The sequence below is a fragment of the Stenotrophomonas sp. SRS1 genome, from assembly GCF_026130205.1.
GTDB lineage: Bacteria > Pseudomonadota > Gammaproteobacteria > Xanthomonadales > Xanthomonadaceae > Stenotrophomonas > Stenotrophomonas rhizophila_B.
Window position 1 is genome coordinate 253,769 of the sequence record NZ_JAINFD010000002.1, and the last position, 15,858, is coordinate 269,626.

Here is a 15,858-nt window from a genome sequence, read left to right on the forward strand (position 1 = left end):
GCAGCGCATGGCCCCATTCGGGTCCGTCGACGGCCGTATGGAGGCCCGCTGGCGACTTTGCCGACTGTGGCCTCCCGGCACCGGTCGAAACGGGTCCGGAACCAGTGGTCGCAGGGCCTGCGGGACCGCGGAGATGTGCACGAAGATGAACGGTGACCGTCGCTCGAAAGGCCACTGCGGACGATGCTGGACGGTGTGGCGTGGAGTGCTGGTGAGCGTCCTCGCTCGTTCAGGAAAAACCGGTCAGTAGCGCCAACCCATCCGGCGGTAGAGCTTGGCCAGCACCCACAGCGGGCCGATCAGCAGGTAGACCAGATCGGTCAGGAAGCTCGGCTTGCGGCCTTCATGCTTGTGGCCGATGAACTGCGCGACCCAGGCCACGGCGAAGACGCCCAGCGCCAGCCAGAACAGGTTCACCAGGCCTATCTCGGCTTCCAGCAGACGGCAGACGCAGCCGCTGACGAAGAAGAACGCCAGCATGCCGTAGCCGAGCGTGCGCGACAGGCGGTTGTAGAAGCACCAGGCGGCGAACATCGCCAGGCCGGCCCAGATCCCGTTCTGGAACCAGGTGATCAGCGGCGGCAGGCACCACAGCAGGGCAATCACCGACCATGCGATCGCCGGGACGGCCACGACGTGGATGCGCTGGTTCAGCGCATTGCGGTGGTCGTTGGAATAACTGGCGAAATAGCGGTCGATCGGGCGTGCGACGGTGGTGGTGGCCATGTTCCCTCCCAGGATCTGCAGAGCATACCGCCGGTAGAGCCGACCGTTGGTCGGCTGCCTTCCATCGTCTGCCCGACATGGCCCGGCATCGGAAACCGCGCTCCCCGGCCCACGCCCGGGGAACGCGTGCCGGTCAGTCGACCGAGATACCGGCCAGGCGCTGCAGCGCCTCGGCGTACTTGGCGCGGGTGCGCTCGATGATCTCGGCCGGGATGCTCGGGCCCGGGGCGGTCTTGCCCCAGTCCAGCGTCTCCAGGTAGTCGCGGACGAACTGCTTGTCGTAGCTCGGCGGGCTGGTGCCCACCTCGTACTCGTCGGCCGGCCAGTAGCGCGAGGAATCCGGGGTCAGCATCTCGTCCATGATGTACAGACGGCCATCGGCATCGGTACCGAACTCGAACTTGGTGTCGGCCAGAATGATGCCGCGCTCGCGGGCGTAATCAGCGGCGAAGGCATAGATGCGCAGGGTGGCATCGCGCACGCGCTCGGCCAGGTCCGCGCCGACCGCCTTCACCATCGCATCGAAATCGATGTTCTCGTCATGGTCGCCGACGGCGGCCTTGGTCGAGGGAGTGAAGATCGGTTCGGGCAGCTGTTCGGCCTGGCGCAGGCCGTCGGGCAGCTCGATGCCGCTGATCTTGCCGGTGCGCTGATAGTCCTTCCAGCCGCTGCCGATCAGGTAGCCACGGGCGATCGCCTCGACCGGAACCGGCTTGAGCTTGCGGGTGACCACCGCGCGCTTGGCGTACAGGGCCGGATCGACACCCTCGGGCAGCACGCTGGCGACATCGATGCCGGTCAGGTGGTTGGGCATCAGGTGCGCGGTCTTGGCGAACCAGAAGTTCGAGACCTGGCAGAGCATCTCGCCCTTGCCGGGGATCGGATCGGGCAGCACCACGTCGAAGGCTGACAGACGGTCGGTTGCGACCATCAGCAGGTAGTCCCCCGGCGGAGTGCCGGCGGGGAGCCGGTCGCGCGGAATGTCGAAAACATCACGCACCTTGCCGCGATGGCGCAAGGGCAGGCCGGGGAGATCGGATTGCAACAACGTGGTCGGCACGGGCACTCCTGAGGCTTCGTCATGACAGCTGTCCAGGGGACCCGGAGGGCCCGCACAGACAGCGGGCGGCCTAGTGTAAAGCGGGTTGGGCCCGCTGTGACGTAAAATGAAGATCCTTTGTCGCCTTGGCTGCCCAGACCACCATGCGCTGGTACGGAAAACTGCTCGGATTCATCGCTGGCGCCCTGTTGTTCAGGCCCAATCCGCTGTTCGGGGCCGTGGTCGGGCTGTTGCTGGGACATGCCTTCGATGCCGACTGGTTCCGGCTGAACAGGGAAAACCCCTACCGGGAGCTGGGGCTGACCTCCGAGGCGACCGATGCCGAGATCGACCTGGCCTACCGCCGGCTGATGTCCCAGTACCACCCGGACAAGGTGGTCGGCGCGGCGCCGGAGCTGCGCCAGCAGGCCGAGCGCAAGTCGCGCCAGCTCAATGCCGCCTATGACCGCATCAAGACCCTGCGCAAGCGCTGATTCCGCGCGGCGCCCTCTTTCAACCTCCTGAAGGCCCCGGCCATGTCCAACTGCATCATTGCTCCCTCCATTCTGTCCGCCGATTTCGCCCGCCTGGGCGAGGAAGTGGACAACGTGCTCGCGGCCGGCGCCGACTGGGTGCATTTCGATGTGATGGACAACCATTACGTGCCGAATCTGACCATCGGCCCGTTGGTCTGCCAGGCCCTTCGCAAGCACGGCGTGACCGCACCGATCGACGTGCATCTGATGGTGGAGCCGGTGGACCGGATCATTCCGGATTTCGCCGAGGCCGGCGCGACGTACATCAGCTTCCATCCGGAGGCGAGCCGCCACGTGCACCGCACGATCCAGCTGATCCGTTCGCTGGGCTGCAAGCCGGGCGTGGTGCTCAATCCGGCCACGCCGGTGGACATCCTGGACTGGGTGCTCGATGACCTGGACCTGGTGCTGGTGATGTCGGTCAATCCGGGTTTCGGCGGCCAGGCGTTCATTCCCTCGGCGCTGGACAAGGTGCGCGCGATCCGCAAGAAGATCGATGCCAGTGGCAAGGACATCCGCCTGGAGATCGACGGTGGCGTGAAGGCCGACAACATCGGCGCCATCGCGGCGGCCGGTGCGGATGCGTTCGTGGCCGGCTCGGCGATCTTCAATGCGAAGACCAGCTACCAGGACATCATCGCGCAGATGCGCGGCAACGTCGCCGCGGCGCGGGGCTGAGCCATGGGACCGGTGGCTGCCGTGACCATCCGCGTGGCCACCGCCGGGGATGCGGGGCTGATCCTGCGCTTCATCCGCGAGTTGGCGATCTACGAGAAGGCCGCGTCGTCGGTGCAGACCGACGAAGCGGGCATCCGTGCGAGTCTGTTCGGGCCGGCGGCGAAGGCGCATGCGCTGATCTGCGAAGCCGATGGTGTGGCGATCGGGTATGCGGTGTATTTCTACAACTACTCGACGTGGCTGGGCCGTAACGGGATCTATCTGGAAGATCTGTACGTCAGCCCGGAGAGCCGCGGCAGCGGTGCCGGCAAGGCGCTGCTGCAGCACATCGCACGGATCGCGGTGGCCGAAGGCTGCGGGCGGTTCGAGTGGTCGGTGCTGGACTGGAATGAACCGGCGATCCAGTTCTATGAAGCGGCCGGGGCGACGCCGCAGAGCGAGTGGACGGTGTACCGGATGGAAGGCGAGGCGCTGCGGACCTTCGCCGAAGGCTGAGCTGTCTTAAAAAAAAGACCGCACCATTGCTGATGCGGCCCTGGGAATAGCGGGAGGCTGATCCTGCCTCCATCCATCTTCCTTGCTATGGCCTTCCATTCTCCGGGCCATGGGTGACGCTTTGATGACGTTCACCGGCGGCCACGCCGTCCGCTGCTAGCCTTCGCTTCCCCACTCCCTGGAAGTACCGCATGAGCCGTCCCCATTGGCGTTTGATCCTCAACGGCAAGGCCACCGGCAATGAGGATGTGCGCGAGGCGGTGGCCGCGCTGCGTGAGCGCGGGGTGCAACTGGAGGTACGGGTGACCTGGGAATCGGGCGACGCCGAACGCTATGTGGCCGAGGCGATCGCCCACGGGGTGGATACGATCATCGCGGCCGGCGGTGATGGCACGCTCAGTGAGGTGGCCGAGACGCTGGCGCATCGCGAGGAGTCGGCCGACGCGCTGCCGTCGCTGGGGTTGTTGCCGTTGGGCACGGCCAATGATTTCGCCACCGCGGCGGAGATTCCCGATGAACCGCTGGCGGCGCTGGAGCTGATCGCGCAGGCGCCCGCGCGCCCGGTCGATCTGCTGCGCATCGATGCCGATGGCAAGGTGTGGTGGTGCGCGAACGTGGCCAGTGGCGGCTTCGGCACCGAGGTCACGGTGGAGACCGATGAGGGCTTGAAGAAAGTGCTCGGCGGGCTGGCCTATCTGGTCACCGGGATATCGAGGCTGGGGCGGATCGATCCGATCCAGGCACGGGTCCGCGCGCCGGGGTTCGAATGGGCCGGTGGGTTCATCGCACTCGGCGTGGGCAACGGTCGCCAGGCCGGCGGTGGGCAGGTGCTGTGTCCGGAGGCCCTGATCGATGATGGTCTGCTGGATATCACGGTGATCCCTGAGCTGAGCGGGGAGGTCGCCTCCACCTTTGCCGCGCTGGTCAAGGGTGGCAAGCGCGGCGCGCTGGAGCAGGTGGCCGAACGTGTGCAGGCGCCGTGGGTGGAGATCGAGGCCGAGGTGCCGCTGACCCTCAATCTGGATGGCGAACCGGTCCAGGCCCGGCACTTCCGCATCGACTGCGTGCCGAGGCGGGTCAACCTGCATGTGGCACTGGACAGCCCGCTGCTGTCGCGGGGCTGATGCCAGGGGCGTCGCCGGGTTCCATCCGGTGCCGTCAATGCGGTACAGTCGCCGCGTGTCCATTCTGACGACCCCGCATACCCTTTCTTCCGCTCGCCGTTGGTGGCGATGGTGGCCTGTTGCCGTCGTCCGTCCCGCCACCGCCGTTTCCCGGAAGGAAAGTCGTCTTGATTACGCTCGAGCAGTTCCAGCAGCAGGCCGCTGAAGGCCACACCCGCATCCCCGTCGTCCGTGAAGTGCTGTCCGACCTGGACACGCCGCTTTCGGTCTATCTGAAGCTCGCCGACGGCCCGCATACCTATCTGTTTGAATCGGTCGAGGGCGGCGAACGCTTCGGGCGCTATTCCATCATCGGCCTGCCGGCGCGCCGGGTGTATGCCTTCCACGGCCATACCCTGACCATCAGCGAGTCCGGCACCGTGGTGGAAACCCGCGAGGTCGCCGACCCCTTCGCCGAGGTCGAAGCGCTGCGCAGCGGCCACTCGGTGCCCAAGCTGGCCGGTCTGCCCGGCTTCACCGGTGGCCTGGTCGGCTGGTTCGGCTTCGAGTGCATCGGTTACATCGAACCGCGCCTGGCACCGCCGCGTGGCCGCGATGAGCTGGGCACGCCGGACATCCTGCTGCTGCACTCCGAAGAGCTGGCGGTGTTCGACAACCTCAAGGGCCGCCTGTACCTGATCGTGCATGCCGACCCGGGTCAGCCCGGTGCATGGGAGGATGCCCAGGCCAAGCTGGATGCGCTGGTCGCCAAGCTGCGTGCGCCCGGTGCCGGCTACCCCGCGCCGATCACCCGCGATGTGCTGGACGAGAACGATTTCGTCTCCGGCTTCACCCGCGAAGGCTTCATTGCGGCGGTCGACAAATCCAAGGAATACATCCGCGCCGGCGACATCTTCCAGGTGGTGCTGAGCCAGCGCCTGAGCGTGCCGTTCAAGGCGCGCCCGGTGGATGTGTACCGCGCGCTGCGTGCGCTCAATCCCTCGCCGTACATGTACTTCCTCGACACCGGCGACGTGCAGGTGGTCGGCTCCTCGCCGGAAATCCTGGTGCGGCTGCAGGACGGGGAAGTCACCGTGCGGCCGATCGCCGGCACCCGCCCGCGTGGCGCGACGGTGGAAGAAGACAACGCACTGGAAGTCGAACTGCTGGCCGATCCCAAGGAACGTGCCGAGCATCTGATGCTGATCGATCTCGGCCGCAACGATGCCGGCCGCGTGTCCAAGGCGGGCACGGTGGAAGTGGGCGAGCAGTTCGTGATCGAACGCTACAGCCACGTCATGCACATCGTCAGCGAAGTCACCGGGCAGCTGCAGCCGGGCCTGAGCTACGCCGACGTGCTGCGTGCAACCTTCCCGGCCGGCACCGTCAGCGGCGCACCCAAGATCCGCGCACTGGAAGTGATCCGCGAGCTGGAGCCGATCAAGCGCAACGTCTACGCCGGCAGCATCGGCTACATCGGCTGGCATGGCGATGCCGATACCGCGATCGCGATCCGCACCGCCGTGATCAAGGACGGCCGCCTGCACGTGCAGGCCGGCGCCGGCATCGTCTACGACTCCGATCCCGGCAAGGAATGGGACGAGACCATGAACAAGGGCCGCGCGCTGTTCCGTGCGGTCGCGCAGGCGGCCAAGGGCCTGTAAGGCACTGCCGCCGAACTGTCTGACACGTGCGCCGTTGCGTGCACGCCACTTCCCCATTCAAGACGGACCCTGACCATGTTGTTGATGCTCGACAACTACGACAGCTTCACCTACAACCTCGTGCAGTACCTGCAGACGCTGGGCGCCGAGGTCAAGGTGGTGCGCAACGACGCGTTGAGCGTCGATGAAATCGCCGCGCTCGCGCCTGAGCGCATCGTGATTTCGCCCGGCCCGTGCACGCCCAACGAAGCGGGCGTGTCGCTGGAGCTGATCCGCCGGCTTGGCCCGACCACGCCGATCCTCGGGGTGTGCCTGGGCCACCAGAGCATCGGCCAGGTCTACGGCGGCGATGTGATCCGCGCCGGTACGATCATGCACGGCAAGACCTCGCCGATCCGCCATGAAGGCAGGGGCGTGTTCGCCGGCCTGCCGGACCGCTACCAGGCCACCCGCTACCACTCGCTGGTGGTGGACAAGACCACGCTGCCGGCGTGCCTGGAAATGACCGCCTGGACCGAGAACGCGGACGGCTCGATCGAAGAGATCATGGGACTGCGCCATCGCGAGTATCCGGTCGAGGGCGTGCAGTTCCATCCCGAGTCGATCCTCACCGAGCATGGCCACGCCCTGCTGAAGAATTTCCTGCAGCGCTGAGCGCGCCGCATCTGCATCACAAAGGACCCCGCATGACCTTCTCCGCCCAGGAAGCCCTGCAGCGCACCATCGAGCACCGCGAAATCTTCTTCGACGAAATGGTCGACCTGATGCGGCAGATCATGCGCGGTGAAGTGTCGCCGGTGATGACCGCCGCGATCCTGACCGGCCTGCGCGTCAAGAAGGAAACCATCGGCGAAATCGCCGGTGCCGCCACCGTGATGCGCGAGCTCGCCCTCGCGGTACCGGTGGAGGACAAGACGCATCTGGTGGATATCGTCGGCACCGGTGGGGATGGTTCGCACACCTTCAACATTTCCACCTGCGCGATGTTCGTGGTGTCTGCGGCCGGGGCCAAGGTGGCCAAGCATGGCAACCGCAGTGTTTCCTCCAAGTCCGGCAGTGCCGATGCAGTCGAGGCGCTGGGCGCGATCATCGATCTGCAGCCGGACGAGGTCGCGCGCGCGATCACCGAAACCGGCATCGGCTTCATGTTCGCACCGATGCACCACCCGGCGATGAAGGTCGTCGCGCCGGTGCGCCGCGAAATGGGCGTGCGTACGATCTTCAACATCCTCGGCCCGCTGACCAATCCGGTGGGTGCGACCAACGTGCTGATGGGCGTGTTCCACTCGGATCTGGTCGGCATCCAGGCGCGCGTGCTGCGCGAACTCGGCGCCGAGCGCGCGCTGGTGGTGTGGGGCCGCGACAACATGGATGAGATCTCGCTCGGCGCCGGTACGCTGGTCGGCGAGCTGCGCGACGGCAAGGTGCGCGAGTACGAGATCCATCCGGAAGACTTCGGCATCGCGATGTCGGCCAGCCGCAATCTCAAGGTGGACAGCCCGGAGGAATCCATCGCGATGCTGCGGGGTGTGCTCGACAACCAGCCCGGCCCGGCGCTCGACATCGTCGCGCTCAATGCCGGCGCCGCGCTGTACGTGGCCGGTGTCGCCGACAGCATCGCCGATGGTCTGGCCCGTGCCCGTGCCGTGCTGGCCGATGGCAGTGCGCGCTCGCGGATGGAGCAGTACGTCGCCGCCACCCGCCGCATCCGCGGGGCCGTCTGAGCCTGCGTTTTCCGAATTCAGCGGGGCTGGTCGATAATGGCCGGCCTCCAGGACCCCAATGACATGAGCGACATCCTCGATACCATCCTGGCCCGCAAGGCCGAAGAAGTCGCCGCACGCCGGGCCCAGGTGCCGCTTGAAGCACTGATTGCGCGCGTGGAGCAGGCTCCGCCCGTGCGCGGCTTCGCGGATGCGCTGCGCGCCTCGATCACCGCTGGCAACCCCGCCGTGATCGCCGAAATCAAGAAGGCCAGCCCGTCCAAGGGCGTGATCCGCCCGGACTTCCATCCGGCCGACATCGCGGTGAGCTACGAATTCGGTGGGGCCAGCTGCCTGTCGGTGCTGACCGACGTGGATTTCTTCCAGGGCAGCGACGCCTACCTGCAGCAGGCGCGTGAAGCGTGCACGCTGCCGGTGCTGCGCAAGGACTTCGTGATCGATGCCTATCAGGTGTATGAAGCGCGCGTGCTCGGTGCGGACTGCATCCTGCTGATCGTGGCCGCCCTCGACGATCGCCAGCTGGCCGAGTTGTCCGACCTGGCCATGCAGCTGGGCATGGACGTGCTGGTGGAAGTGCATGACATCGACGAGCTCGAGCGCGCCATCCAGGTGCCGGTGCCGCTGATCGGCATCAACAACCGCAACCTGCGCACCTTCGAGGTGTCGCTGCAGACCACGCTGGACATGCGCCAGGCCGTGCCGCGCGACCGCCTGCTGGTCACCGAAAGCGGCATCCTCGGCCCGGCTGACGTCAGCGTGATGCGCGAGGCCGGGGTCAACGCGTTCCTGGTCGGTGAGGCCTTCATGCGCGTGGAAGAGCCCGGCGAGGGTCTGCGTCAGCTATTCTTCAGCGCATGACAGCGATCTATCCAACGCCGCGCGACGACGCCCCGCTGGTGGTCTTCGATTTCGATCACACCCTGTATGACGGCGATTCCGGCAGCCATCTGTTCGCCTGGCTGATCAAGCGCAACCCGCTGCGGCTGCTGGCCGCCCTGGTCGCCACGCCGCTGCTCGGTCCGCTGGTGGCCTTCCTGCCCACCCGCCGCCGCGGCATTTCCGGCTATGTCTGGATCGCCACGTTTGGCCTGCACCGGGCGCGCGAGTTCAACAAGGTGATCGACCGCTACGTCCTCAAGCACGAGGCCGATATCCGCCGCCGCCTGCTGCCCGTGGCGCTGGAGGTGTTCGCGCGTCACCGTGCCGCCGGCGACCGCGTCGTGGTCGCTACCGGCGCACCGCCGGAACTGGCCCGCGCAATCCTGGCCTTCGTGGCGCACCAGGGCGTGCCGGTGATCGGCAGCGAGGTCGGCCCGTTCATGGGCGCGGTCATCGCCACCCGCCACTGCCACAACGAAGAAAAGATGCGGATGCTGCGCGAGCGCGGTTATGGCGAGATCGCCACGGCCTACTCCGACAGCAGCGCCGACCTGCCGCTGCTGCTGGCCGCAGCGGCGCCGGTGGTGGTCAATCCGAAGGCGTCACGGGTGGACTATTTCCGTCAGGTGCTGCCGCCGGGTACCCCCGTGCTCAACTGGGGCTGTGTCGATCGGGCCGGTGACAAGGTCTGATGCGACGTTGAAATAGCCTGAAAGGGGCTGGAAAGGTGTCGCGTCCGGCTCAGCCTGCGCGCCACTGCACGATCGCATGCCCGATCTGGAACAGGCTGATGCCCAGCACCAGCACGCCGACGGCGATCAGCACCCAGCGCTCCTTGACCTTTTTGACCAGGATCGCGGCCACCGGTGCAGCCATCATGCCGCCGATCAGCAGGCCGGCCACGATGTTCAGGTACTGCACGCCCATGGTCAGCAGGAAGGTGATCGACACGGCGAGGGTCACCACGAACTCGGCGGCGTTGACCGTGCCGATGGTGGTGCGGGCCTGGCCGCCGCGAGCGAGCAGGGTGGACGTCGCCACCGGACCCCAGCCGCCGCCACCGCTGGCATCCAGCAGGCCGGCCACGAATCCCAGCAGGGGCACCCGCTTCACTTCCTGGGCCGGCAGCATCCGTCCGGCCGCGCGCAGCAGGATGAAGATGGCCAGCACCAGCAGATACATATAGATGAAGGGGCGGATCACGTCACCGGGAAGCTGGGTCAGCACGTAGGCGCCGACCACGCCGCCGACCGCGCCGGGCAGCGCCAGGCGCAGGAACAGCCGGCGGTCCACGTTGCCGGCGACCAGGTGCGAGACCCCGGAGGCCCCCGTGGTGAAGACTTCGGCGGTGTGGATGCTGGCGCTGACCGCTGCTGGCGGCAGGCCCATGCTGAGCAGCACGGAGGAGGAGATCAACCCGAAGGCCATGCCCAGCGCGCCATCGACCAGCTGCGCGCCGAGGCCGATCAGGATGAACCAATAGAATTCACTGCCAAGTTCCATGCGCACAGCCTAGCGGCAAATGGGCAGGTAGTGCCGGTCGCTGGCCGGCAACCTCGTCCATGTCGACGGGCATGGGTGTGGATCTGCGTGGTTGCCGGCCAGCGGCCGGCACTACGCGGGCAGGATCAGCGGGTGCCGTACAGGACGACGGTCTTGCCGCGGGCATGCAGCAGCCCGTCGGTCTGGAGTTTCTTGAGCACGCGGCCGGCCATTTCACGCGAGCAGCCGACCAGGCGGGCCAGTTCCTGGCGCGACACGCGCAGCTGGGTGCCCTGCGGGTGGCTCATCGCCTCGGGCTCGCGGGAGAGATCGTGCAGGGTCCGCACGATGCGGTCGGTGACGTCCAGGAAGGCCAGGCGGCTGGCTTTCCTGCTGGTGTCGAGCAGGCGCTTGGAGAGCTGCTGGCCGATCGAGTAGAGCAGCCGCGGGGCATCGGCCGAGAGCGGCCCCAGGAACAGCTGATGCAGGCGCTCGTAGCTGATCTCGGCCAGTTCGCACGGGGTGCGGGTGCGCAGGATCACCTCGCGGCGGTCCGATTCGACGAACAGGCCCATCTCACCGACGAACTCACCGGAGCCGAAGTAGCCCAGCACCAGCTCACGATCGTCATCTTCCTCAGCCATTATTGAGACGGAGCCACTGATCACGTAGTACAGGGTGCCGGCCGGATCGCCCGGGCGGAAAACATCGGTACGGGCGGGGTAGCGTCGGCGGTGGCTGTGTGCCAGGAAGCGATCGATTGTTGCGATATCCAGGGCTAATGGACTTGCGGCAAGGCGCACAGTTGACACGTTGAGGCGCTCCGATTGCTCATGAAGAATTCACGGCTATGTGCCGCGAGCTTAACGATCCCAATTGTGAAGGGCAAACCGAACACACCTACTCGTTTCAATGCAAGTTTCGCGTCCGATCACTTTGCCCCATACTTACTTCTTTCCCACCACACACAGGATCGACCGCCGTGGTCAAGCCGTTGCCTCGCCTGAGGTTGCAGGGTTTCAACAACCTCACCAAGGCGCTGAGCTTCAACATCTATGACGTCTGTTACGCCCGCACCGAAGAGGAGCGTCAGCGTTACATCGAATATATTGATGAAGAGTACAACGCCGATAGGCTGACTCAGATCCTGACCGACGTTGCCGAGATCATCGGCGCGAACATCCTGAACGTGGCCCGCCAGGACTACGACCCCCAGGGTGCCTCGGTGACGATCCTGATCTCGGAAGAGCCGGTGATCGACAAGAAGCAGGCCGGCAAGGAGTTGATCTCCGACGCCGTGGTCGCGCACATGGACAAGAGCCACATCACTGTCCATACGTACCCGGAAACCCATCCGCAGGAGGGCATCGCCACGTTCCGCGCGGACATCGATGTGGCTACCTGTGGTGTGATTTCCCCGCTGAAGGCGCTGAACTACCTGATCGAGAGTCTGGAATCGGACATCGTGATCATGGATTACCGCGTGCGTGGCTTCACCCGCGATGTGAAGGGCAAGAAGCACTACATCGATCACAAGATCAACTCGATCCAGAACTTCCTGGCCAAGAACATCAAGTCCCGTTACGAGATGTTCGACGTCAACGTCTATCAGGAAAACATCTTCCACACGAAGATGCACCTGAAGGACTTCGACCTGGACCAGTACCTGTTCGAAGAGAAGGCCAAGAACCTGTCGTTCAAGGAACGCATGAAGATCGAGGCGCTGCTGCGCCGTGAGATCGAAGAGCTGTTCCATGGGCGCAATCTGGCCGAGTAAGGCACTTCGCGATGTCGCCCGGGCCTGGCCCGGGCGGCCTCGTTCAGGCGGGACGGCCCGCCCTGTGGAACCGGTGTTTGCGCAAAACCCAGTTCCACGGTAGCTACCGACGACGGTCCGGTGTGAAAACACCGGGCCGTTTTGCTTTTGTTAACCCAAGGAATCCCCATGCCCTGGATCTATCTTCTCGTTGCCGGTCTGTTCGAGATCGGCTTTGCCATCGGAATGAAGTACTCCGAAGGCTTCAGCAAGCCGCTTCCCACCCTGGCCACCGTTGGCGCGGCGCTGGTCAGCCTGTACCTGATGAGCCAGGCGATGAAATCCATTCCGGTCGGCACGGCGTACGCGATCTGGACCGGTATCGGCGCGCTGGGCGTGGCGATGCTGGGCATCTTCCTGTTCGGCGACAGCGCCTCGCCGTCGCGGCTGGCCTGCATCGCGTTGATCGTGGCCGGTGTGATCGGCCTGAAGCTGGTCTCGGGGTAACGCCCTCGCATCCGCGCTGGCGCTCCCACGGTTCGCTGTGCGAACCGTGGGCCCCCGTCTCACTGAACACCCATACCCCCGCCGCTTCGCGGCGCCCCCCTGACTCAGGGGGGGGGCTTTTCACCAGATGCACGCGGCGCGGTGGAGGCTTAAAGGCGGTACGCGATGGTCTTCATCACCTTGGAGGCCAGCGCCATCACCGACGGGATCGGTGCGGGCAGCTTCCGGGCGCCGGCATGCTCGGCGTGGTCGGCGTGGCGGGCCTCGTCGATCTTCATCACCTTGATCACCTCACGGCTGCGCAGATCGGCCGGGGGCAGGGTGTCCAGGTGTTCGTCCAGATGCGCTTCGACCTGGCGTTCGGTCTCGACCACGAAGCCCAGGTTCCAGCCATCCCCGCGCAGGCCGGCCAGGGTGCCGATGGTGTAGCTGCCGGCATACCAGATCGGGTTGAACAGGCTGGGGCGGCTGTCCAGCTCGCGCAGGCGCTGGGCGCACCAGGCCAGGTGGTCGGTCTCTTCCTGGGCGGCATCGAGCAGGTGCGCGCGGGTTTCCGGCTCGCGGGCCACGGCGGCCTGGCCGAAGTACAGGCCTTGGGCGCAGACCTCGCCGACATGATTGATGCGCATCAGCCCGGCTGCATGGCGGCGCTCGGGAGCGGCCATCTGCACGTCCGGAGTGGCCTCGGCCGGGTAGGGGCGGCTGGCGGGCGGATTGCCGAACACGGTATCCAGGGCTCGCTGGGCTTCGGTCAGCAGGTGGTCGAGCGGCGTGATCTGGCGGAGCGCGGTCATGGCAGGAAGTGTCGCGGCGGGGGACTGTCGATTCTCGCCCCCGCGGACCGGCGTGCCAAGCCGGAATCCGGTCAACTTGCATGTGGCGGACATGGCCAGTACAATCCCGCCTCTTCACAACGCGTGGCAGAGTTCCGGCCGTACTGCGCCGTAATGAGCCCGACCTACTAGAGTTCTTTCATGAGCACTTTCACTGCAAAGTCCGAGACCGTCCAGCGCGACTGGTATCTCGTCGACGCATCCGGCAAGACGCTGGGCCGTCTGTCCACCGAGCTGGCCCGCCGTCTGCGCGGCAAGCACAAGCCGGTTTACACCCCTCACGTTGATACCGGTGATTACCTGGTTGTCATCAATGCAGAAAAGATTGCCGTCACCGGCAACAAGCTGCAGGACAAGCTGTATCACCGTTTCACTGGCTACATCGGCAACCTGAAGACCGAAACTCTGGCCCAGGCGCTTGAGCGCCACCCGGAGCGTGTCATCGAGACCGCCGTCAAGGGCATGCTGCCGAAGGGCCCGCTGGGCCGCGCCATGTACCGCAAGCTCAAGGTGTACTCGGGTTCCGAGCACCCGCACGCCGCTCAGCAGCCTCAGGTTCTGGATATCTAATCATGGCTATCACGCAAAACTACGGCACCGGCCGCCGCAAGTCCTCCACCGCCCGCGTGTTCCTGCGCAAGGGCGCCGGCAACATCACCGTCAATGGCCGTCCGCTGGACGAGTTCTTTGGCCGTGAGACTGCACGCATGATCGTGCGTCAGCCGCTGGAACTGACCAAGAACACCGAAAGCTTCGACATCATGGTCACCGCCGCTGGCGGTGGTACCACCGGTCAGGCCGGTGCGATCCGTCTGGGCATCGCCCGTGCACTGGTCGAGTACGACGAAACCCTGAAGTCCGAGCTGCGCAAGGCTGGCTTCATGACCCGTGACGCCCGTGAAGTCGAGCGTAAGAAGGTCGGCCTGCACAAGGCACGTCGCGCCACCCAGTTCTCCAAGCGCTGATCCATCGCGCCTGGCGTGGGATCCTTCGGGATCCCCCTGGGGTACGCAAAAGCCCGGCTTCGGCCGGGCTTTTGTCGTTTCCGGGGGTGGGTGTCCGCCGCGCAGATCAGCTGGCTGTCAGACGGATGCAGCAAGGGCTGGCGACGGCTCCGGCGTCACCGGTGCGCTCGCCGCTGTTTCATGTGGGGTAGCGCCGTTGGTAGTGCCGACCGCTGGTCGGCTGCTTTCGCGGCCCGGCATGGGGAGGGTGTCGGCCGTCTCCACCCTCTCTCTGGTGAAACAGCCCCCTTGGCGTCCAAGGGGGCGCGCCGTCAGGCGCGGGGATGTGGCAGGGGAGGGCTGGCGCCCACACCATGCTGCGCAAGTTGTGGGGTCGGGGCGCGATGCGCCCGGACAAACGCCCAAACAAAACAAAAGGCCTGATCTTTCGATCAGGCCTTTTGTTTTGTTTGGCTGCCCCGGATGGATTCGAACCACCGAATGCCTGAGTCAGAGTCAGGTGCCTTACCGCTTGGCGACGGGGCAAAATGTGCGTGCAATTATTGCACTTTCTCCCTGAAAAACCAAGCGGACTTGGTGGCTATGGGTGGACTCGAACCACCGACCCCAGCATTATGAGTGCTGTGCTCTAACCGGCTGAGCTACATAGCCTCAGGGAGCCGGCAATTCTGGAGATGTATTCGGAATCTGTCAACACTTTTTCACCGCGCTTGTGAGTGGGCAGCGGGCGTGGCACAGTCCCGATCAGTAGATTTTTCTAGGAGTCCGCATCGTGATCGATCCGGACGGCTATCGACCGAACGTCGGTATTGTGCTGATGCGGCAGGATGGGCAGGTTTTCTGGGCACGACGTGTGCGCCGGGATGGCTGGCAGTTCCCGCAGGGCGGCATGAACACCGACGAGACGCCTGTCGAAGCCATGTATCGCGAGTTGCAGGAAGAAACCGGGTTGTTGCCGGAGCACGTTGAAGTGCTCGGGGCGACGCCGGGTTGGCTTCGCTATCGGCTGCCGGCACGGGCCATCCGCCGCAATGAACGGCAGGTCTGTATCGGTCAGAAGCAGGTGTGGTTCCTGCTCCGGCTGGCGGGAGACGAATCCCACGTCACCCTGGACCATACGGACAGCCCCGAGTTCGACCAGTGGCGTTGGGTCGATTTCTGGTACCCGGTCGAACATGTGGTGATGTTCAAGCGGGGCGTCTATGCGCGTGCCCTGCGCCATCTGGCGCCGCTGGCACGGGGGGTGGCCGGGACGGGGGTGGAGACGATGCCCAAGTCCGCCCAGGAAGCCTGGATGCCGGGCAACGCCGCCGGTCACGACCGGCCGCGCAAGCGCACCACGCCCAAGCGGGGTGGCGGCTACTGGCCGCGCAGCAAGGCCAAGGGCGAGCCGGGCGCCGTCTGAGCGATCTCCGGCGGCTCTGAACCGTATCGAGAATGATTCAGGTTCGAAATTGACAACCATTCGCGT

The 15,858-nt window shown here is 65.6% G+C and carries 19 protein-coding genes and 2 tRNA genes; 14 read left to right on the forward strand and 7 right to left on the reverse strand.

The annotated features are described in order from the left end of the window. Positions 1 to 243: 243 nt before the first annotated feature. Both K4043_RS06905 and K4043_RS06910 read right to left on the reverse strand, forming a co-directional pair. The gene (locus K4043_RS06905) at positions 244 to 726 is read right to left on the reverse strand and encodes an Mpo1-like protein (RefSeq protein WP_123729957.1); all 483 of its coding nucleotides are present in this window, start codon (positions 724 to 726) and stop codon (positions 244 to 246) included. A 133-nt stretch (positions 727 to 859) separates the two neighbouring features. Then, positions 860 to 1,786, reverse strand: a complete 927-nt coding sequence (locus tag K4043_RS06910; RefSeq protein ID WP_019185298.1) for a phosphoribosylaminoimidazolesuccinocarboxamide synthase — start codon at positions 1,784 to 1,786, stop codon at positions 860 to 862. 143 nt (positions 1,787 to 1,929) lie between these two features. Between K4043_RS06910 and K4043_RS06915 the strand changes: the two genes are divergently transcribed. The 9 genes from K4043_RS06915 to K4043_RS06955 all read left to right on the forward strand — a co-directional run bounded on the left by K4043_RS06915 (position 1,930) and on the right by K4043_RS06955 (position 9,536). Next, positions 1,930 to 2,259, forward strand: a complete 330-nt coding sequence (locus K4043_RS06915; RefSeq protein ID WP_123730837.1) for a DnaJ domain-containing protein — start codon at positions 1,930 to 1,932, stop codon at positions 2,257 to 2,259. 42 nt (positions 2,260 to 2,301) lie between these two features. Then, positions 2,302 to 2,979, forward strand: a complete 678-nt coding sequence (gene rpe / locus K4043_RS06920; protein ID WP_070426117.1) for a ribulose-phosphate 3-epimerase — start codon at positions 2,302 to 2,304, stop codon at positions 2,977 to 2,979. A 12-nt stretch (positions 2,980 to 2,991) separates the two neighbouring features. Next, entirely contained in the window at positions 2,992 to 3,474 is a 483-nt protein-coding gene (locus tag K4043_RS06925; protein WP_123730838.1) for a GNAT family N-acetyltransferase, read from the forward strand. A gap of 191 nt (positions 3,475 to 3,665) precedes the next feature. Next, complete coding sequence (gene yegS, locus K4043_RS06930) at positions 3,666 to 4,598, forward strand: lipid kinase YegS (protein ID WP_265308708.1); 933 nt, start codon at positions 3,666 to 3,668, stop codon at positions 4,596 to 4,598. Between the two features lie 167 nt (positions 4,599 to 4,765). Then, positions 4,766 to 6,241 carry an anthranilate synthase component I gene (trpE, locus tag K4043_RS06935; RefSeq protein ID WP_265308709.1) on the forward strand — a complete coding sequence of 492 codons (1,476 nt, stop codon included), beginning with the start codon at positions 4,766 to 4,768 and terminating at the stop codon, positions 6,239 to 6,241. Positions 6,242 to 6,316: 75 nt separating this feature from the next. Further along, entirely contained in the window at positions 6,317 to 6,895 is a 579-nt protein-coding gene (locus K4043_RS06940; RefSeq protein ID WP_265308711.1) for an aminodeoxychorismate/anthranilate synthase component II, read from the forward strand. 32 nt (positions 6,896 to 6,927) lie between these two features. Then, positions 6,928 to 7,965, forward strand: a complete 1,038-nt coding sequence (gene trpD, locus K4043_RS06945) for an anthranilate phosphoribosyltransferase (RefSeq protein ID WP_123729961.1) — start codon at positions 6,928 to 6,930, stop codon at positions 7,963 to 7,965. A gap of 63 nt (positions 7,966 to 8,028) precedes the next feature. After that, positions 8,029 to 8,823, forward strand: a complete 795-nt coding sequence (gene trpC, locus K4043_RS06950) for an indole-3-glycerol phosphate synthase TrpC (RefSeq protein ID WP_019185311.1) — start codon at positions 8,029 to 8,031, stop codon at positions 8,821 to 8,823. Continuing rightward, positions 8,820 to 9,536: a haloacid dehalogenase-like hydrolase gene (locus K4043_RS06955; protein ID WP_265308713.1), complete on the forward strand. Its 717-nt coding sequence runs from the start codon at positions 8,820 to 8,822 to the stop codon at positions 9,534 to 9,536. Before trpC ends, K4043_RS06955 begins: the two co-directional genes overlap by 4 nt. Positions 9,537 to 9,585: 49 nt before the next feature. Here the strand turns inward: K4043_RS06955 and K4043_RS06960 are convergent, their stop codons facing one another. Next, complete coding sequence (locus K4043_RS06960; RefSeq protein WP_123729963.1) at positions 9,586 to 10,347, reverse strand: sulfite exporter TauE/SafE family protein; 762 nt, start codon at positions 10,345 to 10,347, stop codon at positions 9,586 to 9,588. 125 nt (positions 10,348 to 10,472) lie between these two features. Further along, on the reverse strand, positions 10,473 to 11,138 hold the full coding sequence (gene crp / locus K4043_RS06965) for a cAMP-activated global transcriptional regulator CRP (RefSeq protein ID WP_123729964.1): 666 nt from the start codon (positions 11,136 to 11,138) through the stop codon (positions 10,473 to 10,475). 170 nt (positions 11,139 to 11,308) lie between these two features. Between crp and speD the strand changes: the two genes are divergently transcribed. Then, positions 11,309 to 12,103, forward strand: a complete 795-nt coding sequence (speD, locus tag K4043_RS06970; protein ID WP_019185315.1) for an adenosylmethionine decarboxylase — start codon at positions 11,309 to 11,311, stop codon at positions 12,101 to 12,103. Between the two features lie 168 nt (positions 12,104 to 12,271). Continuing rightward, positions 12,272 to 12,589, forward strand: a complete 318-nt coding sequence (sugE, locus tag K4043_RS06975) for a quaternary ammonium compound efflux SMR transporter SugE (RefSeq protein ID WP_123729965.1) — start codon at positions 12,272 to 12,274, stop codon at positions 12,587 to 12,589. A 149-nt stretch (positions 12,590 to 12,738) separates the two neighbouring features. On the opposite strand, the gene coq7 is transcribed toward sugE, so the two are convergent. Next, positions 12,739 to 13,383 (reverse strand): 2-polyprenyl-3-methyl-6-methoxy-1,4-benzoquinone monooxygenase, encoded by a 645-nt coding sequence (gene coq7 / locus K4043_RS06980; RefSeq protein WP_123729966.1) that lies wholly within the window; start codon positions 13,381 to 13,383, stop codon positions 12,739 to 12,741. 180 nt (positions 13,384 to 13,563) lie between these two features. On the opposite strand from coq7, the gene rplM reads away from it, so the two are divergent. Both rplM and rpsI read left to right on the forward strand, forming a co-directional pair. Then, positions 13,564 to 13,992: a 50S ribosomal protein L13 gene (gene rplM / locus K4043_RS06985; protein ID WP_017354548.1), complete on the forward strand. Its 429-nt coding sequence runs from the start codon at positions 13,564 to 13,566 to the stop codon at positions 13,990 to 13,992. Positions 13,993 to 13,994: 2 nt separating this feature from the next. Next, positions 13,995 to 14,387 carry a 30S ribosomal protein S9 gene (gene rpsI / locus K4043_RS06990; RefSeq protein WP_017354549.1) on the forward strand — a complete coding sequence of 131 codons (393 nt, stop codon included), beginning with the start codon at positions 13,995 to 13,997 and terminating at the stop codon, positions 14,385 to 14,387. 450 nt (positions 14,388 to 14,837) lie between these two features. Here rpsI and K4043_RS06995 read toward each other — a convergent pair. Together K4043_RS06995 and K4043_RS07000 are read right to left on the reverse strand one after the other, a co-directional pair. Further along, a tRNA-Gln gene (locus K4043_RS06995) sits at positions 14,838 to 14,912 on the reverse strand. 49 nt (positions 14,913 to 14,961) lie between these two features. After that, positions 14,962 to 15,038: transfer RNA gene (locus K4043_RS07000), tRNA-Met, on the reverse strand. A gap of 121 nt (positions 15,039 to 15,159) precedes the next feature. On the opposite strand from K4043_RS07000, the gene K4043_RS07005 reads away from it, so the two are divergent. After that, positions 15,160 to 15,792, forward strand: coding sequence for an RNA pyrophosphohydrolase (locus K4043_RS07005; protein ID WP_121040607.1), 633 nt, complete (start codon positions 15,160 to 15,162; stop codon positions 15,790 to 15,792). Positions 15,793 to 15,858 lie beyond the last annotated feature (66 nt).